This is a genomic window from Streptomyces sp. DT2A-34 (assembly GCF_030499515.1).
Classification (GTDB): Bacteria; Actinomycetota; Actinomycetes; order Streptomycetales; family Streptomycetaceae; genus Streptomyces.
Genome location: NZ_JASTWJ010000001.1, coordinates 9,957,446 through 9,982,505, shown reverse-complemented (window position 1 = coordinate 9,982,505; position 25,060 = coordinate 9,957,446). Strand labels below are relative to the sequence as shown.

General features: G+C 70.2%; 29 protein-coding genes and 1 pseudogene. 17 read left to right on the top strand and 13 right to left on the bottom strand.

The genetic code is table 11. The features are described from left to right. Entirely contained in the window at nt 1-483 is a 483-nt protein-coding gene (locus tag QQM39_RS44595) for a VOC family protein (RefSeq protein WP_302003270.1), read from the bottom strand. 125 nt (nt 484-608) lie between these two features. Here QQM39_RS44595 and QQM39_RS44590 point away from each other — a divergent pair, with 125 nt between their 5' ends. From QQM39_RS44590 to QQM39_RS44580, 3 genes are all read left to right on the top strand, one after another. Next, on the top strand, nt 609-1,814 hold the full coding sequence (locus tag QQM39_RS44590) for an epoxide hydrolase family protein (protein ID WP_302003269.1): 1,206 nt from the start codon (nt 609-611) through the stop codon (nt 1,812-1,814). 121 nt (nt 1,815-1,935) lie between these two features. Continuing rightward, nucleotides 1,936-2,574 carry an ATP-dependent Clp protease proteolytic subunit gene (locus QQM39_RS44585; RefSeq protein ID WP_302003268.1) on the top strand — a complete coding sequence of 213 codons (639 nt, stop codon included), beginning with the start codon at nt 1,936-1,938 and terminating at the stop codon, nt 2,572-2,574. Nucleotide 2,575: 1 nt separating this feature from the next. Next, nucleotides 2,576-3,178: a ClpP family protease gene (locus tag QQM39_RS44580; protein WP_302003267.1), complete on the top strand. Its 603-nt coding sequence runs from the start codon at nt 2,576-2,578 to the stop codon at nt 3,176-3,178. A gap of 15 nt (nt 3,179-3,193) precedes the next feature. Here QQM39_RS44580 and QQM39_RS44575 read toward each other — a convergent pair whose 3' ends face one another. Continuing rightward, nucleotides 3,194-3,610: a helix-turn-helix domain-containing protein gene (locus QQM39_RS44575; protein ID WP_302003266.1), complete on the bottom strand. Its 417-nt coding sequence runs from the start codon at nt 3,608-3,610 to the stop codon at nt 3,194-3,196. Between the two features lie 120 nt (nt 3,611-3,730). After that, the gene (locus tag QQM39_RS44570) at nt 3,731-4,186 is read right to left on the bottom strand and encodes an ATP-binding protein (RefSeq protein ID WP_302003265.1); all 456 of its coding nucleotides are present in this window, start codon (nt 4,184-4,186) and stop codon (nt 3,731-3,733) included. A 181-nt stretch (nt 4,187-4,367) separates the two neighbouring features. Here QQM39_RS44570 and QQM39_RS44565 point away from each other — a divergent pair, with 181 nt between their 5' ends. Beyond that, complete coding sequence (locus QQM39_RS44565; protein ID WP_302003264.1) at nt 4,368-5,639, top strand: streptophobe family protein; 1,272 nt, start codon at nt 4,368-4,370, stop codon at nt 5,637-5,639. A 114-nt stretch (nt 5,640-5,753) separates the two neighbouring features. On the opposite strand, the gene QQM39_RS44560 is transcribed toward QQM39_RS44565, so the two are convergent. Next, nucleotides 5,754-6,164, bottom strand: a complete 411-nt coding sequence (locus QQM39_RS44560; protein WP_302003263.1) for a hypothetical protein — start codon at nt 6,162-6,164, stop codon at nt 5,754-5,756. A 392-nt stretch (nt 6,165-6,556) separates the two neighbouring features. Between QQM39_RS44560 and QQM39_RS44555 the strand changes: the two genes are divergently transcribed. Further along, nucleotides 6,557-6,847 carry a nuclear transport factor 2 family protein gene (locus QQM39_RS44555; protein ID WP_302003261.1) on the top strand — a complete coding sequence of 97 codons (291 nt, stop codon included), beginning with the start codon at nt 6,557-6,559 and terminating at the stop codon, nt 6,845-6,847. A 106-nt stretch (nt 6,848-6,953) separates the two neighbouring features. Then, entirely contained in the window at nt 6,954-7,241 is a 288-nt protein-coding gene (locus tag QQM39_RS44550) for a DUF1905 domain-containing protein (protein ID WP_302003936.1), read from the top strand. Here QQM39_RS44550 and mgrA read toward each other — a convergent pair. Next, nucleotides 7,231-8,223 (bottom strand): L-glyceraldehyde 3-phosphate reductase, encoded by a 993-nt coding sequence (gene mgrA, locus QQM39_RS44545; protein ID WP_302003260.1) that lies wholly within the window; start codon nt 8,221-8,223, stop codon nt 7,231-7,233. The genes QQM39_RS44550 and mgrA overlap by 11 nt on opposite strands. A gap of 149 nt (nt 8,224-8,372) precedes the next feature. On the opposite strand from mgrA, the gene QQM39_RS44540 reads away from it, so the two are divergent. Beyond that, on the top strand, nt 8,373-9,260 hold the full coding sequence (locus tag QQM39_RS44540) for a LysR substrate-binding domain-containing protein (protein WP_302003259.1): 888 nt from the start codon (nt 8,373-8,375) through the stop codon (nt 9,258-9,260). A gap of 25 nt (nt 9,261-9,285) precedes the next feature. Beyond that, the gene (locus QQM39_RS44535) at nt 9,286-9,795 is read left to right on the top strand and encodes a DUF664 domain-containing protein (RefSeq protein ID WP_302003258.1); all 510 of its coding nucleotides are present in this window, start codon (nt 9,286-9,288) and stop codon (nt 9,793-9,795) included. A 13-nt stretch (nt 9,796-9,808) separates the two neighbouring features. Here QQM39_RS44535 and QQM39_RS44530 read toward each other — a convergent pair. After that, nucleotides 9,809-10,880 (bottom strand): annotated as a pseudogene (locus tag QQM39_RS44530) (adenosine deaminase). Nucleotides 10,881-10,946: 66 nt separating this feature from the next. After that, the gene (locus tag QQM39_RS44525; RefSeq protein ID WP_302003257.1) at nt 10,947-11,333 is read right to left on the bottom strand and encodes a VOC family protein; all 387 of its coding nucleotides are present in this window, start codon (nt 11,331-11,333) and stop codon (nt 10,947-10,949) included. A 174-nt stretch (nt 11,334-11,507) separates the two neighbouring features. Here QQM39_RS44525 and QQM39_RS44520 point away from each other — a divergent pair, with 174 nt between their 5' ends. Both QQM39_RS44520 and sph read left to right on the top strand, forming a co-directional pair. After that, nucleotides 11,508-11,966 (top strand): pyridoxamine 5'-phosphate oxidase family protein, encoded by a 459-nt coding sequence (locus QQM39_RS44520; RefSeq protein WP_302003256.1) that lies wholly within the window; start codon nt 11,508-11,510, stop codon nt 11,964-11,966. A 111-nt stretch (nt 11,967-12,077) separates the two neighbouring features. After that, entirely contained in the window at nt 12,078-13,064 is a 987-nt protein-coding gene (gene sph, locus QQM39_RS44515; protein ID WP_302003255.1) for a sphingomyelin phosphodiesterase, read from the top strand. A gap of 30 nt (nt 13,065-13,094) precedes the next feature. Here sph and QQM39_RS44510 read toward each other — a convergent pair whose 3' ends face one another. The 3 genes from QQM39_RS44510 to QQM39_RS44500 all read right to left on the bottom strand — a co-directional run bounded on the left by QQM39_RS44510 (nt 13,095) and on the right by QQM39_RS44500 (nt 15,429). Continuing rightward, nucleotides 13,095-14,000 carry an aldo/keto reductase gene (locus QQM39_RS44510; protein WP_302003254.1) on the bottom strand — a complete coding sequence of 302 codons (906 nt, stop codon included), beginning with the start codon at nt 13,998-14,000 and terminating at the stop codon, nt 13,095-13,097. 59 nt (nt 14,001-14,059) lie between these two features. After that, entirely contained in the window at nt 14,060-14,770 is a 711-nt protein-coding gene (locus tag QQM39_RS44505; RefSeq protein ID WP_302003253.1) for a chitinase, read from the bottom strand. A 212-nt stretch (nt 14,771-14,982) separates the two neighbouring features. Further along, nucleotides 14,983-15,429, bottom strand: a complete 447-nt coding sequence (locus tag QQM39_RS44500; protein WP_302003252.1) for a MarR family winged helix-turn-helix transcriptional regulator — start codon at nt 15,427-15,429, stop codon at nt 14,983-14,985. 170 nt (nt 15,430-15,599) lie between these two features. Here QQM39_RS44500 and QQM39_RS44495 point away from each other — a divergent pair, with 170 nt between their 5' ends. From QQM39_RS44495 to urtE, 6 genes are all read left to right on the top strand, one after another. Continuing rightward, nucleotides 15,600-16,712, top strand: a complete 1,113-nt coding sequence (locus QQM39_RS44495; RefSeq protein ID WP_302003251.1) for a substrate-binding domain-containing protein — start codon at nt 15,600-15,602, stop codon at nt 16,710-16,712. A gap of 271 nt (nt 16,713-16,983) precedes the next feature. Further along, complete coding sequence (gene urtA, locus QQM39_RS44490; protein ID WP_302003250.1) at nt 16,984-18,240, top strand: urea ABC transporter substrate-binding protein; 1,257 nt, start codon at nt 16,984-16,986, stop codon at nt 18,238-18,240. A 69-nt stretch (nt 18,241-18,309) separates the two neighbouring features. Beyond that, nucleotides 18,310-19,206: an urea ABC transporter permease subunit UrtB gene (gene urtB / locus QQM39_RS44485; RefSeq protein ID WP_302003249.1), complete on the top strand. Its 897-nt coding sequence runs from the start codon at nt 18,310-18,312 to the stop codon at nt 19,204-19,206. Then, complete coding sequence (gene urtC / locus QQM39_RS44480) at nt 19,203-20,291, top strand: urea ABC transporter permease subunit UrtC (RefSeq protein ID WP_302003248.1); 1,089 nt, start codon at nt 19,203-19,205, stop codon at nt 20,289-20,291. The genes urtB and urtC overlap by 4 nt, the downstream gene beginning before the upstream one ends. Next, a complete protein-coding gene (urtD, locus tag QQM39_RS44475; RefSeq protein ID WP_302003247.1) occupies nt 20,288-21,052 on the top strand; it encodes an urea ABC transporter ATP-binding protein UrtD in 765 nt (254 codons plus the stop codon). The genes urtC and urtD overlap by 4 nt, the downstream gene beginning before the upstream one ends. After that, a complete protein-coding gene (urtE, locus tag QQM39_RS44470) occupies nt 21,052-21,744 on the top strand; it encodes an urea ABC transporter ATP-binding subunit UrtE (protein WP_302003246.1) in 693 nt (230 codons plus the stop codon). The genes urtD and urtE overlap by 1 nt, the downstream gene beginning before the upstream one ends. Here the strand turns inward: urtE and QQM39_RS44465 are convergent. Further along, complete coding sequence (locus QQM39_RS44465) at nt 21,734-23,110, bottom strand: RNA polymerase sigma factor (RefSeq protein WP_302003245.1); 1,377 nt, start codon at nt 23,108-23,110, stop codon at nt 21,734-21,736. The genes urtE and QQM39_RS44465 overlap by 11 nt on opposite strands. Then, nucleotides 23,110-23,466, bottom strand: a complete 357-nt coding sequence (locus QQM39_RS44460) for a YciI family protein (protein WP_302003244.1) — start codon at nt 23,464-23,466, stop codon at nt 23,110-23,112. The genes QQM39_RS44465 and QQM39_RS44460 overlap by 1 nt, the downstream gene beginning before the upstream one ends. A 255-nt stretch (nt 23,467-23,721) precedes the next feature. Between QQM39_RS44460 and QQM39_RS44455 the strand changes: the two genes are divergently transcribed. Beyond that, on the top strand, nt 23,722-24,162 hold the full coding sequence (locus QQM39_RS44455; RefSeq protein ID WP_302003243.1) for an SPW repeat protein: 441 nt from the start codon (nt 23,722-23,724) through the stop codon (nt 24,160-24,162). 87 nt (nt 24,163-24,249) lie between these two features. Here QQM39_RS44455 and QQM39_RS44450 read toward each other — a convergent pair whose 3' ends face one another. Then, nucleotides 24,250-25,017 (bottom strand): metalloregulator ArsR/SmtB family transcription factor, encoded by a 768-nt coding sequence (locus tag QQM39_RS44450; RefSeq protein ID WP_302003935.1) that lies wholly within the window; start codon nt 25,015-25,017, stop codon nt 24,250-24,252. Between the last annotated feature and the right edge of the window lie 43 nt (nt 25,018-25,060).

Sequence of the window (25,060 nt, the reverse complement as noted above, 5' to 3'; positions counted from 1 at the left end):
TCACTCGCCCGCGTAGGCCTTGTCGAGGGCGGCGATGTCGAACTTGCTCATCGCCATGAACGCCTCGGTCACGCGGGCCGTCTTCGCCGGGTCCGGGTCGGTGATCATCTCCTGGAGCCGGTCCGGGACGACCTGCCAGGACACTCCGTACCTGTCCTTGAGCCAGCCGCACGGGCCGGGCTCGCCGCCGTTCTCGGTGAGCTTGGCCCAGTAGTAGTCGATCTCCTCCTGGTTCTCGCAGAAGACCATGAAGGAGGTCGCCTCGGTGAACTTGAACTCGGGGCCGCCGTTGAGCCCGAGGAACTTGTGGCCGTTGGCCGTGAACTCGACGGTCATCACACTGCCGGCGGGCTGCATCGCTCCCTCGGGGTAGCGCGCGACCTTGCCGACGCTGGAGTTCTTGAAGATCGAGACGTAGAAATGGGCGGCCTCCTCGGCCTGGCCGTCGAACCAGAGACACGTGGTGAATCCGTCGGTTGCCATGAGTACCTCCTGGGCGTGCGGGACGCTGTCATCTGTGTCGACCGATCCTCGCGCCGGAACTCATCGGTCGCGTGGCCGGTTAATCCAGATGGCCGCTACACCCTTCGGCACCTAGCATCCCGTTCATGACGTCTTCGCCCGCCGACAGCGGCATCCATCCCTTCCGTATCGCCATACCGCAGAGCGACCTGGACGATCTCCACCGCCGCCTCGACGCCACCCGGTGGCCGGACGAACTTCCCGGGGTGGGATGGGCGTACGGGGTTCCGTCGGAGTATCTGCGCGAGCTGGTGCGGTACTGGCGGCACGAGTACGACTGGCGGGCCGCAGAGGCACGGCTGAACGAGTGGCCGCAGTTCACGACCGAGATCGACGGCGCGCATGTGCACTTCGCCCATGTCCGCTCCCCCGAGCCCGATGCCACCCCGCTGATCGTCACGCACGGCTGGCCGGGCTCGATCGTCGAGTTCCTGGACGTCGTGGGGCCGTTGACGGATCCCGTGGCGCACGGCGGTGACCCGGCCGACGCCTTCCACCTCGTGCTGCCGAGCATCCCCGGCTTCGGGTTCTCCGGGCCCACCCGGGAGACCGGCTGGGAGGCGCGCCGGATCGCCGACGCGTGGGCCGAGCTGATGACCCGCCTCGGCTACGACCGGTTCGGCGCCCAGGGCGGCGACTGGGGCGCGGGCATCTCCCGCGAGCTGGGCCGCGTCCACCCCGACCGGGCCATCGGCATCCACCTCAATCTGCTGCCCGGTGCGCAGGCGGCCACCGAGCCGACTCCCGAGGACCTGGAGGCGCTGAGCCCGCGGGAGCGGGAGCGCACGCTCACCTCGTGGCGCCGGTGGGCCGCGTGGTTCCGCGACGGGACGGGCTACTTCCATGTGCAGTCCACGCGGCCGCAGACCCTCTCGTACGCGCTGACGGACTCGCCGGTCGGTCAACTCGCCTGGATCGTCGAGAAGTTCCAGGAGTGGACGGACTCCGAGCGGCTGCCGGAGGAGGCCGTCGACCGGGATCTGATGCTCACGAACGTGATGCTGTACTGGCTGACGGGTACGGCCGGTTCGTCCGCCCGGGTCTACTACGAGCGGGCCCACGCCACGGGCGACCGGATCGCCGCTCCGCACGAGCCCTCGACCGCCCCGACCGCGGTGGCCTCCTTCCCCGGCGATCCGCAGATCCCGCTGCGCCACAAGGCGGAGCGGACGGAGAACATCGTGCGCTGGACGGAGCTGGACCGGGGCGGGCACTTCGCGGCGATGGAGGAGCCCGACCTGCTGGTGGACGACGTACGGGCGTTCTTCCGGCAGTTGCGCGAGAAGGGCTGACCCGGCGCTCTGCCCGTGCTCTGCCCGTGGCGAATCTGCCGCGGGCAGAGAAGCCTCGTTCCGGCCTCGTCCGCGGTCAACAGTGGAGTCGACGGCATCCGCGCCACGACGAGGAGAACCGATGACACCACTCACCACACTCGCTCCGCGGGCGGAGGAGGGCGACACCCCTCCCACCCGCTTCGACGACCAGCTCGCCTCCCAACTGCTGGCGCAGCGCATCGTCCTGCTGGGCACCCAGGTCGACGAGGTCTCCGCGAACCGGGTCTGCGCCCAGCTGCTGATCCTGTCCGCGGAGGACCCGCGCACCGACATCGCCCTGTACATCAACAGCCCCGGCGGCTCGGTGCACGCGGGCCTCGCCATCTACGACACGATGCGGCTGATCCCGAACGACGTCTCGACGCTCGCCATGGGCTTCGCGGCCAGCATGGGCCAGTTCCTGCTGAGCGTCGGCGCCGAGGGCAAGCGGTACGCGCTGCCGAACGCGCGGATCATGATGCACCAGCCGTCGGCGGGCATCGGCGGGACGACCGCGGACATCGAGATCCAGGCGGAGAACCTGGAGTTCACCAAGAAGACCATCGAGCGGATCACCGCGGAGCACACCGGCCAGAGCCCGGAGACCATCTCCCGGGACGGCGACCGCGACCGCTGGTTCACGGCCGAGGAGGCCAGGGAGTACGGCATGGTGGACCGGGTGGTGGAGTCCCTCACGGACGTCCGCCCGGCTTCCTCCCGACGACGGATGGGGCTGTGACATGGGGACCTACACGATTCCGAACGTCGTCGAGCGCACCCCGCAGGGCGAGCGGTCCTACGACGTCTTCAGCCGGCTGCTGTCGGAGCGGATCATCTTCCTCGGCACGGAGATCGACGACGGCGTCGCCAACGTCGTCATCGCGCAACTCCTCCATCTGGAGTCGGCGTCGCCGGAGAGCGAGGTCGCGATCTACATCAACTCTCCTGGCGGATCGTTCACTTCGCTCATGGCGATCTACGACACGATGACGTACGTGCAGGCGCCGATCTCCACGTTCTGCGTGGGCCAGGCCGCGTCCACGGCGGCCGTGCTGCTGGCCGGAGGGGATCCGGGCCGGCGGTTCGTGCTGGAGCACGCGCGTGTGCTGCTCGGTCAGCCGGCCAGCGGGGGCAGCCGGGGTGTGGTGTCCGATCTCGCCCTGCATGCCAAGGAGATGGTCCGGATCCGCTCGCAGGTCGAGGAGGTGCTGGCCCGGCACACGCACCACGACATCGCGACGCTGCGTGCGGACATGGACCGCGACAAGGTGTTCACCGCGCAGGAAGCGGTGGCGTACGGGCTGGCCGACGAGGTGGTGAGCCGGCGCCTCGTGCGGGTCTGAGGCGCCGGCGCGGCCTCACGCGGCCAGACACATCCCGTCGTACGGCGCACCGGCCCTGCTGCGGCTACTGCTGGGCATCCGGCGGCTGGTGACCCGCACGAGCTCGCCCTGCGCACGCGACAGCAGGTCGCCGAGGCCGAGCCCGAGGGCGTGGGCGGCGGCCGCGAGGACCTCCGAGGAGGCCTCCTTGCGGCCCCGCTCCACCTCCGAGAGATACGGCATGGAGATCCGGGCCGCGTCGGCCACGTCCTTGAGCGTGCGCTCCTGGGTCAGGCGCTCGCGGCGCAGGACGTCGCCGACCAGGTCGCGCCACAGGGGTTCCTTGGCCTCCCCCTGCTGTGACGGACCCTGCTGTGACGGAGCGGCGGCCGGGCGCGCGGCAGGCGGGCGCAGCGGAATGACGCGGGCTTCGTTCGGCGGTTGGTTGCTCACGTCTTCAGACTAGATTCCCTGGCCCTGGTGGGAAGGGATCAGCGTTCTGCTCTGGGGAGAATCACCGGAGGTGGGTCCGGGGACCGGCCAACCCACCCTTTCACTGGCCGAGTTCGTCCGTCACTCGTCGGTCAGCCGCAGCAGCGCCCGCACCCGCTTGCCGACCGGCACCTTTTCCACGGTGACCTCCGCCGCGAGCGCGTGCACTATCTCCAGACCGTGTCGGCCGACCCGTTCCGGGTCCTTGGGGTAGCGGCGGGGCAGGGCGGAGCTGCTGTCGTACACGCAGACCATCACCGCGTCGTCCGTGCCCTCCAGGTCCAGGATGTACGGGCCGTTGCTGTGCCGGTCGGCGTTGGTGACCAGTTCGCTGACCACCAGGAGCACCTTGTCCTGGGCGGGCTCGCCGATCGTGGCGCACCACTCGGTCCTGAGCCGGCCCAGGAACCGCGCGGCGAAGGACCGCGCCTCGGCGATGCATCCCGGTTCACCGCTGTAGTGCGCCGCCCGTCGAAGCGGTTCCACGGGCACGTCGAAACCAGTCGGAATCACTGCCCCGTCCACGTGCTCGATCATGCGTTTCTCTCTCGGAAGCCGGACCTGGCCGGACGCTGCTGCACCAGTCCTCGTACCCAGAGCAGCGCCGCGCAGTCTCCATGCAGGTGGCGCCGTACGTCACAGTGACGCGCAAGCCGACGCGGACGGACCTCTCGGAGGGCGCGCCGCAGCGGCGCTGCTTAGCGTGGGCAGGGTGAGCATGCCGACCCCCACTCGTCCGGCCGTGGCCGGCCACGGCTGGGTACAGGCCCTCGCCACGGTGCTGGCCGGGCTGCTCTCGATGGGGGTGGTCGCATCGCTGGGGCTGTGGGCGGCCGGTGCCGCGGAGCTTCCGGACAACGCCTTCCCGCGGGTCGTCGCCGCGACCGTGGTCACGGCGGTCGGCGGCACGGTCGAGGTCTCCGGGAACGCCGGTGGGCTGGCCGAGTCCGACGCCGGGCTGACTGTGATCCCACTGTCCGTCACGCTCGTCGGAGCCCTCGTCCTGGCCGCCGGTTTCCTGCGGCCGCTGCGGCACCGGGCGGTCACCGGCGCCGGGGAACTGGCCGGATGGGCCGCCAGGATCGCCGTACTGTGGCTGGCCGGGCTGGTGGCGCTGGCCTACGCCGCCCGCCAGACCTTCTCCCTCTCCCTCGGCGACCTCGGGGAAGACGTCCTGGGCGACCTCGGTGACCTGTTCGGCATCTCACCGGAGGTCGGCTTCACCACGGACGTCCCGGCGACCGTGTTCTTCGGCCTGCTGTGGCTGGCGGGCGTGCTGGTGGTGGCCCTGCTGGTCTCGCGCGGGGCTCCGCTGCCGGGCCGACTGCTGCGCTTCCAGGAGTCGGTACGACCGGCCGCGTACGCCATGGTGGTGCTGCTGCTGGCGTGGGTCGGGCTGGGTGTCGTCGTCGGCCTGGTCGTCGCGGCGACACGCGGGCACGCGGTCGAGACGCTCGCGGTGATCCTGCTCGGAATGCCGAACCTGGTGTGGCTCGCCCTCACGATCGGGCTCGGCGCGACATGGAACGGCCGGGTGGAGGGGCCGTTCGGGCTGCCCATGCCGCATGTTCTCGACGAGGTACTGCGCGGCCGGGACGACGCCGCGCTCGATCTGGGCACGCTCGCCGAGTACGACAGCCGGGTGTGGTGGCTCGTCGCCGTCGACTCGGCCCTGCTGCTGGCCGTCGCGTTCGTGATGACGAGGCGTTCACCCGCCCGGATGCGTGCCTGGCAGCACGCCGTCCACATGGCGGTCGCTCTCGCGCTGACGGTCCTGATGATCTGCCTCGTCGGCCGGATCTCCGCGCACTACGGCCTGTCGGTCCTGGGCATCGGCGACCTGGGCGGTGATCTGGGCGGAGAGCTGGTCCTGAGGCCCGAGGTGTGGACCGCGTTCGGCCTGGCGCTGCTGTGGGGGCTGGTCGCCGGGTTCCTCGGCGGGCTGCTGGCGCGGCACCGGGGCGGGGTCGCGGCGCCCCGGGGAAGATGACGTCCGCTCGACGGAGTGGGGCGGTGCGGGTCAGCGGGCCGCCGTCGTGCGGCACGGTGGGCCGGGTGGGGTCGGGGGCCTCCCAGGCGGGCATGCAGCGCTGGTGCGGCGGCTTCACGCGATGGACACGAACAGCGCCGGGATGGTCCGCTGCATGCGCAGCGCGTCCACCGACTCGGCGAGCAGTTCGTACTCGGTGGTGTCGTCGCTCACCGCGAGCCTCACCAGTCGACCGGCCGCCAACTCGTCGGCGACCAGCTCCTGTTGGCCGACGTCACCGCACCAGGTGCGCAGTACGGCCGGCACGTCGGGCACGGTGTCGCCGACCGGGACGAGCGCGCCCGGCGGGAAGTGCTCGGCGTCGGGTCGCGGGTCTAATCGCTCGGCGATCCAGGAAGCCCGGTCGCGTAACCACCACAAGGCGAGGGCCAGGGTGGGCGCCCGATAGGTCCCCAGGGGTACACCGATGCGCCGTCCGCCGCAGACGCCGTATGCGGTGACATGGCACAGGAACTCGTCGTGCACGTAGCCTCCCCCGTGTTGCCGTGTTCGCCTCTCGGCGGACCTCGCTTCCCGTGCGGCTCGTGAGCGGTGTGTAAGGGTGCCGTCGCCCCATGTGAGGCACCCTCGTAGTCGAGTATGTTCACTACTGAAACACTGTCACCACGACTTTCCGGCCAGTCTCCTGGCATATTCACAGCCGGTGTTGGCCGAAATACGGCGGGTACACGTCAACCTCGGGGAACGACCGGGCATTACCTCGGGAGTAATCGAGCTCTCAGCACCGGGCGGGCATCGTTGCGGTACCGGGTCGCCGCGACCGGCATCCGGGTTCCGACCAGCAGTGACGACCTCGTTGACGACCTCCTTGGAGGCTGATCGCCACGCCCGCGTCCACCGACCGCTGCGACCTCGCGGTGGCCCGCTGCTTCGAGGCCTGGAACGCCCGCGAGCCCAGTGAACCGGCCCGGGCGGTCGCCACCGCGTGGACCCCGCAGGGCGGCTGCACCGACCCCCTCGCCGACGTCCGCGGACACGAGGGGATCGTGGCCGTCGTCGCGGCGGCGCAGGCGCGCTTCTCCTGGGAGCTGGTGCGGGAGGCCGACGGTTCGGCGCCGGCGGCCGGGTCCGATGTGATCACACTGGACGCCGAGGGACGGATCATGTCCGTCCTGGGATTCCTCGACCGGGTGCCCGCCCAGACGTGAGCGATGAGTTCCGTGCCTCGCGGCGGTCTGAGCATGGAAGGCCGCGAAGACCCCCGCGACGGAGGACGTCATGAGCACGAACGGGAACATGACCACGAGCGGGAACATGACCACGAGCCGGGAATTGGACGCTGAATTCACCGCCGTCCTGCTCAAAAGCCCCAGCAAGGGCGGCTGGACCTATGTCGTCTGGCCGGAGTCCGCCGACTTCTTCGGCACCCGCGGGCTGGTCAAGATCCGCGGGACCGTCGACGGACATCCGTTCCAGAGTTCGTTCATGGCCCTGGGAGACGGCACCCACAAGCTCCCCGTCAAGGCCGATGTGCGCAAGGCCATCGGGAAACAGGAGGGCGACCGGGTGACCGTTCACCTGACGGAACGGCTCAGCCCTTGATCACCGCGTCGATCCGGGCCAGCTCCTCCGCGTCGAAGTCCAGGTTGCGGGTGGCGGCGACGCTGTCCTCGATCTGCTGCGCGCTGCTCGCGCCGACGAGCGCGGAGGTGACCCGGCCGCCGCGCAGGACCCAGGCGAGCGCCATCTGGGCCAGGGTCTGGCCACGGGACTTGGCGATGTCGTCGAGGGCACGCAGCTGGCCCACCAGCTCCTCGGTGAGCCGGTCCGAGTTCAGGAACGGGCTGTCGCTCGCGGCCCGCGAGCCCTCCGGGATGCCGTCGAGATAGCGGCTGCTCAGCACGCCCTGCTCCAGCGGGGAGAAGACGATGGAGCCGACCTGGAGCTCGTCCAGGGCGTCCAGGAGGCCCTCGTCCTCGGGGCGGCGGTCGAGCATCGAGTAGCGGGGCTGGTGGATGAGAAGCGGGGTGCCCAGCTCGCCGAGGATGCGGGCGGCCTCACGGGTCTGCTCGGCGGAGTAGTTGGAGATGCCGACGTACAGGGCCTTGCCCTGCTGCACCGCCGAGTGCAGGGCGCCCATCGTCTCCTCCAGCGGAGTGTCCGGGTCGGGGCGGTGCGAGTAGAAGATGTCGACGTAGTCCAGGCCCATCCGCCGCAGGCTCTGGTCGAGCGAGGACATCAGGTACTTGCGCGAGCCCCACTCGCCGTACGGGCCGGGCCACATCAGATAGCCGGCCTTGGTGGAGATGATCAGCTCGTCCCGGTACGGCGCGAAGTCCGTCTTCAGCGCCTCGCCGAACGCCGACTCGGCGGCCCCGGGCGGCGGGCCGTAGTTGTTGGCAAGGTCGAAGTGGGTGACGCCGAGGTCGAAAGCGCGGCGGAGGATGGCCCGCTGGGTCTCGACGGGGCGGTCCGGGCCGAAGTTGTGCCACAGTCCGAGGGACAGCGCGGGGAGTTTGAGGCCGCTGCGTCCGGTGCGCCGGTAGGGCATGTCCGCGTAGCGGTCGGTGTGTGCGGTGTACAACGCGACTCCAGAGGGGTTGGCACACGTGAGGACGGTTCCGCAGAACCGGTGGGCGACCGGTATTCCAGTCGGCGTCCACTCTGTCGTGACCTGCGGGCAGTGGTCCAACAGGTAAATCCGATGGGATTCAGCGGTTAGGCTGCTCAATCATGGAACTGCGCCATCTCCAGCATTTCGTCGCGGTCGCCGAGGACCAGCACTTCACCCGGGCGGCCGAACGCCTGATGGTGTCCCAGTCGGGCCTGTCGGCCTCGATCCGGGCGCTGGAACGTGAGTTGCAGACCCCGCTGTTCGTGCGGACGACCCGCCGGGTGACGCTCACGCCGGCCGGCCGGGCGCTGCTGGGCGAGGCGGAGCGGATCCTGGCGCAGGTGCGGGCGGCCCATGAGGCGGTGGCCGCGGTGCAGGGCGTGCTGCGCGGGATGCTGGCGCTCGGGTCGGAGCAGTGCATCGCCGGGGTGCATGTGGCGGGGCTGCTCGCGGCCTTCCGGCGGCAGCATCCGGACGTGGAGATCTGTCTGCGTCAGACGGGTTCGGGCGCCCTGGCGGAGGAGGTCGCGGCCGGGCGCCTCGACCTGGCCTTCGCCGTACGGGCCGCGCAGGAGGACACCGACCAGCTGCGGGTCGTACCGCTGACCGGCGAACCGATGACCGTCCTGTGCCATCCGAGCCACCGGCTCGCGGCCGCCGGGGCGGCGGTCACTCCGGAGGAGCTGGGCGGGGAGGTCTTCGTCGACTTCCACCCGGACTGGGGGCCGCGCCGCACCACCGACGCGGTCTTCGCCGCCGCCGGGGTACGACGGAGCGTCTCCCTGGAGGTCAACGACGTGCACAGCCTCCTGGACCTGGTGGACGAGGGCCTCGGCGTAGCCGTCGTACCGCGCCACTTCCGGCACAAGCGGCGGTCACTGACCGCGCTGCCCGTGAAGGTCACCGACGAGAACGTCTACGAGACGGTCGCCCTGCTTCCGCCGCCGCAGGCCACCAGCCCGGCGGCCCGGGCCCTGATGGCGCTGCTGGAGACGGAAGGCGCGTGACGGACGGGTGCGCGATGGTGGAGCCATGCATGCCAAGGACATCCTCATCGACGGATACAACCGCATCCAGGAAGAAGTCCACGCCGCCGTCGAGGGCCTCGGCCCCGACGACCTGCACGCCCGCCCCTCCGCCGACGCCAACTCCATCACCTGGCTCATCTGGCATCTCAGCCGGGTCCAGGACGACCACATCGCCGACGCCTTCGACCTCGACCAGGTCTGGCTGACCCAGGACTTCCAGAAGACCTTCGGCCTCGACCTGCCACGCCATGACACCGGCTACGGCCACACCGCCGCGAAGGTCGCCAAGGTGCGGGTCGACTCCGGTGACCTGCTGACCCGCTACTACGACGCCGTGCACGCCCAGACCCTCGGGGCCCTGCGGGAGGTGGCCGCCAAGGATCTGGAGCGCATCGTGGACGAGCGCTGGGACCCGCCGGTCACTCTGGGCGTACGGTTGGTCAGCGTTCTGTCCGACGATCTGCAGCACGTCGGACAGGCCGCCTATGTCCGCGGGCTGCTGAAGAGCTCATAGCCCGCGAGCCGCTTCACAGCGCGGCCGCGTACCCCGGCAGGACGACGTCCTCGATGAGGGCCTTGCGCTCGTCGAACGGGATGAACGCGCTCTTCAGGGCGTTCACCGTCACCGTGCGCAGGTCCTCGACGGTCCAGCCGGCCTGCCCGACCAGCAGGGACATCTCGCGCGTCATCGTCGTACCGGACACCAGACGGTTGTCCGTGTTGAGGGTGACGCGGAAGCCGAAGGTCCTTCAGCGCGGTGATCGGGTGCTCGGCGATGGAGGTGGCGGCGCCGGTCTGGAGGTTGGAGGTCGGGCACATCTCCAGTGCGATACGGCGGTCGCGCACCCAGCCGGCCAGGGGGCCGAGCTTGCCGTCGACTATGTCGTCGGTGATGCGCACGCCGTGACCGATGCGCTGGGCACCGCACACCTGGAGGGCCTGGTGGATGCTGGGCAGGCCGTGCGCCTCGCCGGCGTGGATGGTGAACGGGACGCTCTCGCGGCGCAGGTGCTCGAAGGCGTCGAGGTGGTCGGCGGGCGGGAAGCCGTCCTCGGCACCGGCGATGTCGAAGCCCACCACGCCCGCGTCGCGGAAGGCCACGGCGAGGTCGGCGGCCTCGCGCACGCGGTCGAACATCCGCATCCCGCACAGCAGCGTGCCGACCCGCACCGGCGTACCCGCGGCCGCGGCCTTCGCCATACCGGCGGCGAGGCCCTCCTGGACGGTCTCGACGACCTCGGCGAGGGTCAGCCCGCCGTTGGTGTTCAGCTCGGGGGCGTAACGCACCTCGCCGTACACGACACCGTCGGCGGCCAGGTCGAGGACGTACTCCTCGGCGGTGCGCAGCAGGCCCTCGCGGGTCTGCATGACGGCGAGGGTGTGCTCGAAGGTGGCGATGTAGCGGACCAGGTCGCCGGAGTTCGCGGCCTCGTAGTACCAGGCGGCGAGTGCGTCCGGGTCGGTGGTGGGCAGGGTGTGGCCGACCGTCTCCGCGAGCTCCACCACGGTGGCGGGGCGCAGACCGCCGTCGAGGTGGTCGTGCAGGACGGCCTTGGGGAGGCGGCGGATCACTTCGGCGTCTACGCGCGTAGCAGTCATGGCGGGTCTTTCCTTGAGCCTTGAGCGGGGTGGTTCGGAGCGGCGGGCGGAGGAGCGGGGGACGGTTCAGTCGGCGGGCTGGAGCAGGTCCCAGCGGTTGCCGTACAGATCCTGGAAGACGGCGACGGAGCCGTACGGCTCGTGCCGGGGCTCCTCCAGGAAGGTCACGCCCGCGGCGAGCATGCGGGCGTGGTCGCGGGCGAAGTCGTCGGTGTACAGGAAGAACCCGACGCGCCCGCCGGTCTGGTCACCGACCCGGGCGCGCTGCCGGTCTCCCGTGGCCCGGGCCAGCAGCAGACAGGTGCCCTCGCCGCCGGGCCGGACGACGACCCAGCGGGAGCCGTCCGGGCGCGGGGTGTCCTCGACGAGCCGGAAGCCGAGGGCCTCGGTGTAGTGGCGGATCGCCTCGTCGTAGTCGTCGACGACGAGGGTGACCAGGGCGATGCGTCTCATCGGGGCCTTCCGGGAGGTGCGATTGACGGGAGAGGTTATACGTAAAACGTCGCGGACGCCAGTCGCCCGCGGGACGGGCCCTCGGTCCGGCCCGGAGACCTAGGACTGAGGCCCGAACCGACGCGGGCCCCGGGCCCGATCCGCATCGCCCCCTCCCCCGGTACCGTCCCGGCCATGAAGATCACCAAGCCGCCCCGTGCCCCCGAGCAGCGCAAGCGCGATCTCCTGGCCCGCCTGGAGAGGGAGATGGACATCTGGGTGGCCACGGCCGGCCCCGACGGGCTGCCGTGCCTGGTGCCGCTCTGGTTCGTGTGGCACGGCGAGTCCCTGTGGCTCGCGACCCGGCCGGCCACCCCGACCGGCCGCAACCTGCGCGACGGCGGGCGGGCCCGGCTGGCGCTCGGGGACACCTTGGACGTCGTCCTCGTCGACGGCGACGCGGAGCTGCACGCCGCCGACGAGGTGCCGGCCGCGGCGGCCGAGGCGTTCCTCGCGAAGACGGGCTGGGATCCCCGGGCGGACGAGGCCGCGTACGTCTACTTCCGGGTGCGTCCGCGCCTGGTGCAGGCGCGGAACGGGGAGCACGAGATGCGCGGACGGTATCTCATGCGGGACGGGGTGTGGGTGGTCTGAGCCGGACGTACCGCTGCCCGACATTCTTTTCCCGCACGGGAGTTACCTGGGAGTAATCGCCGGTGGTTTGATGTGCGGCGCCACTCAGCCCCTCACCCTCAGGGAGATCCAGTGACACTCTACGCACCGCGCCGCACCCCGGGCGCAGCCCTGCTCGCCCTCACGCTCGCCACCACCGGGCTCGCGGGCACCGCTCCCGCCGCGACGGCCGCAGACCAGACCCCTGCGCTGCGGGTGCTGTCGTACAACGTCTTCCTCTTCAGCCGGACCCTTTACCCGAACTGGGGCCAGGACCACCGGGCGGCGGAGATCGCGAAGGCGTCCTTCTTCCGCGGGAACGACGTCGTGGTGGTGCAGGAGGCCTTCGACAACTCGTCGTCCGACGCACTGAAGTCCGCGGTGGCGGACGGGTATCCGTACCAGACGCCGGTGGTGGGGCGGAGCAAGGACGGCTGGGATGCGACGGGTGGGGCGTACTCGGCGACGACGCCCGAGGACGGCGGGGTCGCGATCCTCAGCAAGTGGCCGGTGCTGCGCAAGGAGCAGTATGTGTTCAAGGACGCGTGCGGGGCGGACTGGTGGTCCAACAAGGGCTTCGCTTATGCGGTGTTGGACGTGAACGGTGCCAAGGTGCACGTCGTCGGCACGCACGCGCAGTCGACCGACCCGGGCTGTGCCGCCGGTGAGGCCGCCGTGATGCGCAGCCGGCAGTTCAAGGCGATCGACGCGTTCCTGGCCGCCAAGAACATCCCCTCGGGCGAACAGGTCCTGGTCGCCGGGGACTTGAACGTCGACTCGCGCACCGCCGAGTACGCCTCCATGCTCGCCGACGGCGCTCTGGTCGGGGCCGACGCGCGCACCGGGCACCCGTACTCCTTCGACACGCGGGACAACTCCATCGCCCGCGACCGCTACTCCGACGACCCGCGCGAGGACCTGGACTACGTCCTTCACCGCGCGGGTCACGCCCGTCCCACGGTCTGGCAGAACGAGGTCGTCGAGGAGCAGAGCGCGCCCTGGACGGTGACGAGCTGGGGTACGGACTACACGTACACGAACCTCTCGGACCACTATCCGGTGACCGGGTACGCGGGCTGAGCGGACGAGCAGTATCCCAATGGCTCCTGCTCAACCGGTCTGCTGCCGCGCCGAGTTGAGCCGGGCCAGCTCGTCGTCGGTGAGGCGGAGCGCGCCCGCGGCCACGTTCTCGACCAGGTGTTCGGGGTTGCCGGTGCCGGGGATGGCGAGGACGTGCGGGCCCTGGTGCAGGGTCCAGGCGATGCGCACCTGGGCGGGGCTCGCGCCGTGCGCCCGCGCCACGGCGAGCACCTCGTCGTCGTGGGCGGCGGTCGCGCCCCGCTCCCCGGTGTCGCCGGCCACGGCGTAGAACGGCACGAAGGCGATGCCCTGCTCGCCGCACAGGCGCAGGAGTTCGTCGGCCTCGGGGTCGGGCCGGTCGAGCGCGTACCGGTTCTGCACGCACACCACGGGCGCGACGGCCCGGGCCTCGGCGAGGTGCCGTGGCTCCACGGCGGAGATGCCGAGGTGCCGTACGAGGCCCGCGTCGCGCAGCTCGGACAGCGCGCCGAAGTGCTCGGCGATGGAGTCCTGCCCCATGCGGCGCAGGTATACGACGTCCAGGTGGTCGCGGCCGAGCTGGCGCAGGTTCTCCTCGACGTGGCCGCGCAGTTGGTCGGGGCGGGCCGAGGTTCCCCACTCGCCGTGGTAGTCGCGGTAGGGGCCGACCTTCGCGGCGATGACCAGGGCGTCGGGGTACGGCGCCAGCGCGGTGTTGATCAGTTCGTTGGCCGAGCGGAGGGCGGAGAAGTAGAAGGCGGCCGTGTCGATGTGGGTGACGCCGAGCTCGACCGCCTTGCGCAGTACGGCGATCGAGCGGCCCCGGTCGCTCGGCACCCCGTGATGGAAGGCGGCACTGCCCGTCAGCCGCATCGCGCCGAAGCCGACGCGGCTCACGGACAGGTCGCCGAGTTTCCAGGTGCCCGCGGCATCCGCAGTGATCGTTTCGGAGGTCATCGGCGGAGTCTCGCACACGCCTCGGGCACGTCTCGGGCACGTCTCGGGCACCGGGGGCGTCAGCAGTACAGGTTGCCGCCCGGAGAGACCCCGAGGATCTGCGTGAACCGCTGGTAGGCGCTGACGCGGCTCTGCACCTGCGCCGGGTTCTTGCCGTCGCATTCCAGGGAGCCGTTGATGCTGCGGATCGTCTGGCCGAAGCCGGCCTGGTTGACCATGGCGTTGTGGGGGGTCATGGTGCCGGGGCCGCTCTGGGTGTTCCAGTACCACAAACCGGTCTTCCAGGCGACGGCCGCCTCGTTCTGCACCCGCCAGGGGTTGCCCAGCAGGTCGATGCCGAGGGCGTCCCCCGCGGCCTTGTAGTTGAAGTTCCAGCTGAGCTGGATGGGGCCGCGTCCGTAGTAGGCGGCCTGGCCGGCGGGGCAGCCGTACGGCCGGCTCCAGTCGCAGTAGTGGGGATAGTTGGCCTGGTTCTGCTCGACGATGTGGACCAGGCCGCCCGTCTCGTGGTTGACGTTGGCGAGGAAGGCGGCCGCCTCCTGCTTCTTGACCGTGTCGCTGCCGGTGTTGGCGAAGCCGGGGTAGGCGCTGAGGGCGGCGGTGAGGCCGCTGTACGTGTAGAAGGAATTCCGGTTCGGGAACATCTGGTTGAACTGCGACTCGCTGACGACGAAGCCGGCGGCGGACGCGCTCGGGGCCGGCTGGAGCAGCAGCGCGGCGCTTCCCAGGACGAGTGAGGACAGCAGTGCGGCTATGCGGCGCCTCGACACAGGATCAACTCCTTTGCGGAGCACGGCCGCACCCGGACAAGGGCAGGGCGAAGCAGAGCCTTGTGCGCACGCGCCGAACCAGGTCGGCCACGGCGTGGGGGCGGCCGTGGTGGGGGGTGTGGAGACACACTCAACCGCTTTGGTCTGCACCAGTCAATGGTCCGGACCAATCAACTCGGGTAGCTGTGCGAGGGAGTTGATGAGTGGCGGGGTCAGGTCGGGCTCTCCACTGCCGCTTGCTCCAGCGTGTCGACCAGCCGCCCGAGCAGGCCCCGCAGCAGCTCCTCGTCACCCTCGCTCAGCACCGGCCGGCCTGCGCGGACCTCGTGGCTGAGCCGCCGCCAGTAGGTCTCGCCGCGCGGGGTGAGGTGGGCGAGGATGCGGCGCCGGTCCAGCGGGTCGACGCGGCGGTAGACGAGGTTCTGGTCGACGAGCTGGTCGACCAGCTTGGTGAGGGTGGCCGGCGGCAGGAAGGCCGCTTCGGCCACCGCCGACATGTGGTGGCCCGCGCCGTCGGAGAGCAGGGAGAGCACCCGCCATGCGTCGAGCGAGCAGCCGTCCTCGTCGAGCACGCCCTGCAACCGGCGCGCGGCCAGGCGTTCGGCGCGCGTCAGCAACTGCATCAGATCCTGCGGCCGGCGCGGAGGTGGGGTAGGCATCCTGCTCCCTGGGTCCCGGGGTGCCGTCAATCGTACAAGTGACGCTTCACCCCATGGGTCGGCCACGTCGTCCAGGTCTCCACAACCCGTCGTGGAAGCCCGCCACTTCCACACCGACCGGCCCACGCGACGGACTGGAGTTCACCGTTCGGACCCGGAATCATGACCGCATGTTCCAGCTCGACCCCCATCCGCTCGACTGGTTCACCGTCGACGCCTCCGTGCTCAGCGTCGCTCTCGTGTTCCCCATGCAGGGCGCCGCCGGCATCTTCGGCCCGACCTGCGAGCTGTGCGCCCAGCTCGCCGCCGAGGAGGTCAACCAGGCGGGCGGTGTGCTCGGCAAGGAGCTGCGGCTGTTGCCGGTGGACGGCGGCGCCGAGCCCCATGAGATCGCCGACCGCATCGAGGCGCTGGTGGATCTGGGAGTCGTGCAGGGCGTCACCGGCTGGCACATCTCCTCGGTGCGCCAGACACTGGCCCCGCGCATCGCGCACCGGGTGCCGTATGTGTACACGGCGCTGTACGAGGGCGGGGAGCACACCACGGGCGTCTTCCTGACCAGCGAGACCCCGGACGACCAACTGCGGCCCGCGATGCGCCTGTTGGCGGCCGAGCGCAAGGTGCGCCGGTGGTTCGTCGTCGGCAACGACTATGTGTGGCCACGCCACACCGCGCGGGCCGCGCGCGCGTATGCGCACGAGTCGGGGGGCGGCATCTGCGGGCAGGCGTATCTGCCGCTCGGCGCCCATGACTTCGACGGGGTGCTGCGCCGGATCGAGCGGTCCGAGGCCGACGCCGTGCTGATGCTCCTGGTGGGCAACGACGCCGTCCGCTTCAACCGGGCGTTCGCCGCGGCCGGCCTCGACCAGCGGTGCCTGCGGCTGAGCACGCTCATGGACGAGAACATGCTGATGGCCAGCGGCCCCACGGCGACCGCCGGTCTCTACAGCACCGCCGGGTTCTTCGCCTCGCTCGCCAACCAGGACACCCTCGACTTCCACGGCCGGTACGCCGGGCGGTACGGCATCGAGGCGCCGGCACCCGGGAGTCTCGGCGAATCGTGTTACGAGGGCGTGCTGTTGCTCGCCGCGCTCATCGCCCGGGCCGGGACGCTGGACGTGACGGCGATCGGCGCGAGCGCCGAGTCGGTGTCGTACGAAGGACCGCGCGGCTTGCTGCGGCTCAGGGACAGCCATGTCAAGCAGCGCATCTACCTCGCGCAGGCGAACGGCGTGGACTTCGACGTGCTCACCCAGCTCGCCCTCGACGGCGCCCACTCTTGACATGCGCCTCACCACACCCAGATACTTCCCACAGGAAGTATCTAGAATGCCTCGGGCGAAGTGTGAATTCCGGTGCGGAATTCGTCCCGGGGCTTTTTTGTTTCCCGATTCGTTGCCTGCGGCGAGCCGGAAGATACAACCGGGAAAGTAACTCGAAACGCCTTGGAAACAGGGTGACTTGAGGCTGTGGACCGCACTTCAGGGACCCTGAAGGGCTGCTGATTCCTTCCTTCCTTTCAGGTGTCCTCGTCATGGGGACAAGGAGGTTCAATTGTCCAGCCTTCCCCACATCCACCGGCGCCGGTTCCTGGCCGGCACCGCGGCGCTCGCCGCCGTCGTCGCGCTCTCGGCGTGCGGCGCGAAGACCGACGCGGCCGGCTCGTCCGACAAGGCCGCCAAGATCGACGTCAGCGGTGACACGGTCAAGGTCGGCCTGCTCAACTCGCTGTCCGGCACGATGGCGATCAGCGAGGTCACCGTACGCAACTCGCTGACCCTCGCCATCGACGAGATCAACGCCTCCGGCGGCGTGCTCGGCAAGAAGATCAAGCCGATCAGCGAGGACGGCGCCTCCGACTGGCCGACGTTCGCCGAGAAGGCGACCAAGCTCATCAAGGAGGACGGCGTCGCGGCCACCTTCGGCTGCTGGACCTCCGCCAGCCGCAAGGCGGTCAAGCCGGTGTTCGAGAAGAACAAGTCGCTGCTCTTCTACCCCGTTCAGTACGAGGGCCTGGAGGAGTCGCCGTACATCTTCTACACGGGCGCGACCACCAACCAGCAGATCGTCCCGGCCCTCGACTACCTCAAGAGCCAGGGGCTGAAGAAGCTCTACCTGGTCGGCAGCGACTACGTCTTCCCGCGTACCGCCAACAAGGAGATCCGGGCGTACGCCAAGGCCAACGGCATGACGATCCTCGGCGAGGACTACGCGCCGCTGGGGTCCACGGAATTCAGCACCATCGCCAACAAGGTGAAGGCGTCCAAGGCGGACGCGGTCTTCAACACCCTCAACGGCGACTCGAACGTGGCCTTCTTCAAGGAGTACAAGTCGGCGGGCCTGACCGCGAAGAGCATGCCGGTCGTCTCGGTGTCGATCGCCGAGGAGGAGGTCAAGTCGATCGGCACGCAGTACCTGGACGGGCAGCTGACGGCCTGGAACTACTACCAGACCACGCCGGGCGCCGCGAACGAGAAGTTCGTGAAGGCGTACAAGGCCAAGTACGGCCAGGACAAGCCGACCAGTGACCCGATGGAGGCCGCGTACGTCTCGGTCTACCTGTGGAAGGCGATGGTCGAGAAGGCGAAGTCCTTCGACCCGGAGAAGGTGAAGGCCGCCTCGGACGGCATCACCTTCGACGCACCCGAGGGCAAGGTCACGATCGACGGTGCCTCGCAGCACATCTACAAGACGGCCCGGATCGGCAAGGTCGGCTCCGACGGTCTGATCGAGCAGGTGTGGGACTCCGGCAAGCCCATCAAGCCGGACCCCTTCCTCAAGGGCTACTCCTGGGCCTCCGGCCTGTCCTGACCGCTCGCTGCCTCGTGGGGCCCGGCACCCCCGCCGGGCCCCGCTCCCCCGCCTCCCCGGAGCCGCCGTATGACCGTGATCCTCGGTCAGACCTTCACCGGCATCAGCATCGGTGCCGTTCTGCTGCTCATCGCGCTCGGTCTCTCGCTCACCTTCGGCCAGATGAACGTCATCAACATGGCCCACGGCGAGTTCATCATGGCCGGCGCCTACACGACGTATGTCCTGCAGAAGTCCATTGCCGGCGCCGGAATTTCACTTCTGGTCGCTCTTCCCGTCGCATTTCTCGTCTCGGGTGCCCTGGGCGCACTTCTCGAATGGCTGCTGATACGACGTCTGTATCTACGGCCACTTGACACACTGCTCGTCACCTGGGGCGTCTCCCTGATGCTCCAGCAACTCGCCCGGGACGTTTTCGGCGCGCCGAACGTGCAGACCCGCGCGCCTGACATCCTCACCGGGAACATCACCCTCATCGGCGGCGACGACCCGCTCACCGTCGCCAACAGCCGCCTGTTCATTCTCGGGTTGGCGGTCGCGGCGGTCGTCGTCCTCTCCCTCACTCTGCGGCTGACGCCGCTGGGCCGCCGGATCCGGGCCGTGGTGCAGAACCGCGACCTCGCGGAGGTGTCCGGCATCTCGACGTCGACCGTGGACCGTACGGCCTTCTTCATCGGGTCGGGGCTCGCGGGCGTGGCCGGGGTGGCCCTGACCCTGGTCGGTCCGATCGGGCCGACGATGGGCACCAACGTCATCATCGACGCCTTCCTGGTGATCGTGGTCGGCGGCATCGGACAGCTCAAGGGCACGGTCATCGTCGCCTTCGTGCTGGGCGTGCTCCAGTCGGTGCTGGAGTACTCCACCACGGTCAGCGTCGCCAAGGTGCTGGTGCTCGTCGGCATCGTCGCGTTCCTCCAGTGGCGGCCCCAGGGGCTGTACACGCTGCGTACGAGGAGTCTCGTATGAACCTGCTCAAGGGGCCCTCGGCCCGGACCGCGGCCGGTTTCGCCGGGTCGGCCGTCCTGCTGTTCGCCCTCGCCCCGCTGCTGCTGTCCGACTTCCGCCTCGGGCTGCTCGCCAAGTACCTGTGCATCGCGATGGTCGCGGTCGGTGTCTGTCTGGCCTGGGGCCGCGGCGGTCTGCTGACGCTCGGTCAGGGCGTGTTCTTCGGGCTCGGCGGCTACGCCATGGCGATGCACCTGAAGATCGCCGACGCGGGGCCCGGCAACCTGCCCGACTTCATGCAGCTGTACGGCACCGCCACCGAACTCCCCTGGTGGTGGCAGCCGTTCGCCAATCCGCTGTTCGCCCTCGCGGCGACCGTGCTCCTCCCGATGGCCGTGGCCGCGCTGCTCGGCTCCTTCATCTTCCGGCGCCGGGTCAAGGGCGCGTACTTCGCGATCCTCAGCCAGGCCCTTGCGGCGGCCTTCGCCATCTGGCTGATCGGCCAGCAGGCCACGACCGGCGGCACCAACGGGCTCACCGACATCCAGGGCTTCTTCGGCTACGACCTCGACGACCCGGTCAACCAGCGGATGGTGTACTTCATCATCGCCGCCGCCCTGCTGCTGCTCATCGCCCTCGCCCGCCAGCTGATCCACAGCCGCTACGGCGAACTCCTCGTCGCCGTACGGGACTCCGAGGAGCGGGTGCGTTTCCTCGGCTACGACCCGGCGAACGTCAAGCTCGTCGCGTACGTGGTGGCGGCCGGCATGGCGGGCCTCGCGGGCGCGCTGTTCGTGCCGGCGGTCGGCATCATCTCGCCGGCGCTGATCGGCATCGTGCCGTCGATCGAGTTCGTCATCGGCGCGGCGGTGGGCGGCCGGGCCAGCCTGGTCGGCGCGGTGCTCGGCGCGGTCGCGGTGGCCTGGGCGAAGACCGCGCTGTCGGAGGAGTTCCCGGGAGCCTGGACCTACTTCCAGGGACTGCTGTTCATCGTGGCACTCGCCTTCCTGCCCGGCGGTCTCGCCTCGCTGGCGGGCATCGTACGGCGCCGCAGGGCCGCGGCGGAGAAGAAGGCGGCCGTCATCCCCGTAGGAGAGGCAGCATGAGCGGGCTGGAGATACGCCGACTGCGCGTGTCCTTCGACGGGTTCACCGCGGTCGACGGAGTGGACCTCGATGTCCACCCGGGCGATCTGCGCTTCCTCATCGGCCCCAACGGCGCGGGCAAGACGACCCTCGTCGACGCCGTGACCGGACTGGTGCGGGCGGAGGGCTCGGTGCGGTTCGGCGGTGAGGAGCTGCTCGGGCGGAGCGTGCACAGGATCGCTCGGTCGGGCATCGGGCGGACGTTCCAGACCGCCACTGTCTTCGAGGAGTTGACCGTCCTTCAGAACCTGGACATCGCGGCGGGGGCGGGGCGGAGCATGTGGACCATGCTGCGGCGACGCAAGGACGTCCCCGAGCCGGTCGCGAGGGCGTTGGAGACGGTCGGGCTCACCGAGCTCGCCGACTCCCCCGCCGGGACGCTCGCGCACGGTCAGAAGCAGTGGCTGGAGATCGGCATGCTGCTCGTGCAGGACGTGCGGCTGCTGCTGCTCGACGAGCCGGTGGCCGGGATGAGCCACGACGAGCGTCAGGCGACCGGCGAGCTGCTGCAACGCATCAGCGAGGAGCGGACCGTGGTCGTCATCGAGCACGACATGGACTTCATGCGGTCCTTCGCCCGCAGCGTCAGCGTGCTGCACGCCGGCAAGGTGCTCAGCGAGGGCACCGTCGCCGAGGTGCAGGCGGACCCGAAGGTGCAGGAGGTGTACCTCGGGCACGCGGCCGCCGAGGCCACCGCCGACGTGGCCGTACAGGAGGCGTGATGCTCCAGATCGACGACGTACGCGTCGGCTACCACCGCAGCTCCGTCCTGCACGGCGTCACCGTCGAGGTGCCCAAGGACGGCGTGGCGGCCGTGCTGGGGCACAACGGCGCGGGCAAGAGCACGCTGCTGCGGGCGGCCGTGGGACTGCTCACGCCGACCAGTGGCACGATCCGTCTGGACGGCGAGGACATCACCCGCCGCAAGCCGCACGAACGGGTCGCGCGTGGGATGGCGTACGTCCCGCAGGGCCAGCAGTCCTTCCCGCACCTGACCACCGCCGAGAACCTTCAGCTCGTCGCGGACGGGCGCAGGCGCGGCAAGGAGGCGGTCGCCGAGGCGCTGGACCTGTTCCCGGCGCTGCGGGCACTGTCCAACCGCCGCGCGGGTCTGCTCTCCGGCGGCCAGCGGCAGCAACTCGCCATCGCCCGCGCCCTGGTGACGGAGCCTCGGCTGCTGCTCCTCGACGAGCCGACCGAGGGCATCCAGCCGTCGGTGGTCGCCGAGATCGAGGAGACGATCCTCGCGCTGGCCGCGCGGGGCGGGCTGTCCGTGCTGCTGGTCGAGCAGCACGTCGGGTTCGCGATGCGGGCGGCGCAGCGGTACTACGTCCTGGAGGCCGGGCGGGTCACGTCCTCCGGTGAGGGCGGCGCGGAGGCCGAGGTGGCGGTGCGGGAGGCGCTCAGCGTGTGAGGTCGCGGCACCGGCGTTCGAGCCAGGCACGCTCTGCCGCCCCGCGGCGAGAGAGGCGAGGCGGGCCACGCGGTCGTACTCCCCGCGCAGCGGGGCGAGTTGGCGTACGGCGGTGGTCGCGCACGTGGACAGCCGGTCGAGCTCGGTGCAGCGTCGGGCCGCCGCGTCGCGCGCGGAGGCGGCGTCGCGGACGGCTCCCGGTGAGGGCGAGCGCGGCGTCGTACGCCCGAACCGCCTCCGCGTCCCGGCGAAGGCGGCGCAGCAGGTCGGCGCGGACCGCGTGGAAGACGTGGTAGCCGTCCAGGTCGAGGACGTCCACGAGGTCGAGGGCCATTCGCGCGCCCTCGACCTCGGCCACGGCCACCGCCCGGTTCAGGGCGACGACGGGACTGGGGGCGAGTGCCATCAGCTGGTCGTACAGCTGGAGAACCTGCCCCCAGTCCGTGGGCTCGACGGTGGGCGCGTCGCTGTGCACGGCCTGGATGGCGGCCTGGATCTGGTACGGCCCCGGCTGGTTCCGGCGCAGGCACCGCCGTACGAGGGCCTGTCCCTCCGCGACGAGGTCGCGGTCCCAGCGCTCCCGGTGCTGCTCGGGCAGCGGCACGAGCGCCCCGTCGGCGTCCTCCCGGGCGGGCCGACGGGACCCGACGAGAAGCATCAGCGCCAGCAGGCCGGTGACCTCGGGCTCGTCCGGCATCAGCTCGGACAGCAGCCGGCCCAGGCGTACGGCTTCCGCGCACAGCTCGGGCGAGCCGCCGTACCCCTCGTTGAAGATCAGGTAGACGACCGCGAGGACGCCGTTCAGCCGGTCCGGGAGGTCGGCGTCACGGGGCACGCGATACGGGATGCGCGCGTCGCGGATCTTCGCCTTGGCCCACCAGGCTCCCCCATAGCCCTGAACGGGCATGGGCGGTACCCCCACGGCCATGGTCGCCTCGGGGACCAGAAAGGCGCGGGCGATGCCGGCGGCGGTGAGTCCCCCGAGGAGACGCAGGGTGAGGGCGACCTGGGCCTGGGTGGCGAGGGCGGGGTGGCAGCAGGTGAAGATGAGCCGGAGCCGTTCGTCGCGCACGGGGCCCTCCTCGGGCGGTGCGTCGGGGGCGTGCAGCAGGGCGGCCTCGGCGTGCCGTTCGTGCCGCTTGGCCTCGCGGCGCAGCCGGTCGATCGCCCGGTTTCGGGCGGTCGTGATGATCCACCCGGCCGGGCTCGGCGGCACACCGGTCTCCGGCCGGCGCCGCACGGCCGTGGTGAAGGCGTCCTGGACCGCTTCCTCGGCGAGGTCGATGTCGCCGAGGAAGCGGACGAGGACGGCGACCGCCCGGCCGTACTCGGCACGGAAGACGTCCTCGATGTCCGGGGCCGTCATCAGTCCTCGGCCTCGCCCATGAACGGCCGCACCTCGATGGGCAGCGTGGTCGCCGGCGCCGCCTTGCGCCCCCACCCCAGGGCCGCATCCAGGTCGGGCGCCTTGATCAGGCAGATCCCGCCGAGCATCTCCTTGCCCTCGGCGTACGGTCCGTCGGTGATCAGGACGTCGCCGCCCCGGGGCCGCAGCACGGTGGACGACTCCGGTCCGTGCAGCCCCCCGGCGAAGACCCAGGCACCGGCCTGCCTCAGCTCCTGGTGGAAGACATCGAGGTCCTTTCCGATCTCGGCGAGCACCTCCGGCGGGGGCAGCTCGTCACCCACGGGCTGCATCACGCTGAGCAGGTAGTACTTCATGGCGGCCTCCTTGACCTCGGAGCATCCCTCTGTGGCGCTCTCTCACCTCCTACACGAACGGCCCGCCCTCGGATCGACACCCCGCAGGCCGGCACGGGCACGGGAGAGTTTTACGGACGGCGACCGCGCCCACATCGTCATGAACCCGACGAGCTCTACACATAAAGAAGAAATAAGCGCAGAATATGAACTAGGCGGCGCTAACCGCATACCGCACCAGACGCGGTCAGGCCTGCAAGTCAAAGGAGACGAGTCATGGCCAACGTGCAGCCCACCAGAGGCGACATAACCGCCCACCCCGACGCATCCGAAATGCGGGAACGCTACGACCGCGTGCTCGGAGGTCGTGACGTGGCGCTCGTGGACGGACCAGTGTTCCTGCTCGGTCTGTACTGTGCGGTGTCCCCCTGGATACTCCACTACACGACCAGCCAGCCTCCGCTCGTGGCCCACAACCTGATCGTGGGCATCGCGATCGGCCTGCTGGCCCTCGGGTTCACCCGGGCCCCGGAGCGTATGTACGGCCTCAGCTGGGCCTGCAGCGCGATGGGCGTCTGGATGATCATCGCGCCGTGGATCGTCGGCGACAGCCCGGACGCAGGGGTCGTCGTCAACAACATCATCATCGGCGCGCTGGCCGTGATACTGGGGCTGATCTGCGCCGGTACGGCGGCCAAGAGCACCACCAGGCCGTAAGGGCTCACCGGAGAGGAAGCCATGCCGGCCGGTCCGCACCCACGGACCGGCCTTCTCTCGCCCCCCACCCCCGCGAAGCAGCCTCGTTCAACGAGCCGGCATCAGCCACGGCTCCTGCGGCAGCACATGGCCGGTCTCCAGGAGCGACTTGAGGTTGGACAGCACCGCCGGCCAGCCGGACGACACATCGGCGCGCGCGCTCTCGTCCGGGAGGTCCTCGTGGGTCACGGTGAGGCGGACGATCTCGGCGTGCTGCTGGATGTCGAAGGTGACCCGGGAGTACTTGTCCTCCTGCCCCTCCTCGTCCGGCGCCGCCCAGGTGGTGACCAGGCGGCTCGGGCGCTCGCTCTCCACGACGGTGCCGACGACGTCGGCGATGCCGGAGCCGTCCGTACGCACGTGTTCCCAGCGGGATCCGGGCCGCCAGTCCGAGATGTTGCTGTGGCCCCAGTAGGCGGCGGTCAGGTCCGCGTCGGTGAGCGCGTCCCAGACCTTCTCGGGCGTGCTCTCGATGTAGGTGACGTACACGAAGGTGGGCTTGTCGGTCATGGCTTCCTCGGCTCGTCGTTTCACGGCGCCGAGCACGCGCAGGCGTGGGCGCTCGAACTTGTCGATCCACCGCTCCTGGATCTCCTGGAGCGGGACCGGATTGAGGTAGTGCAGCTTCTCCCGCCCCCGCCGCACCGTACCGACCAGGTTGGCGGCCTCCAGGACGGCCAGATGCTGGGTCACCGACTGGCGCGTCATGTCGATCCGCGCGCACAGCTCCCCCAAGGTCTGCCCGTTGTCCTCGTGCAGCCGGTCCAAAAGCCGTCTGCGCGTGTCGTCGGCCAGCGCCTTGAAGACCTTGTCCATCCCGGGGTCGCTCTCTGATCGCACACTCAACGTTATGCAGGCA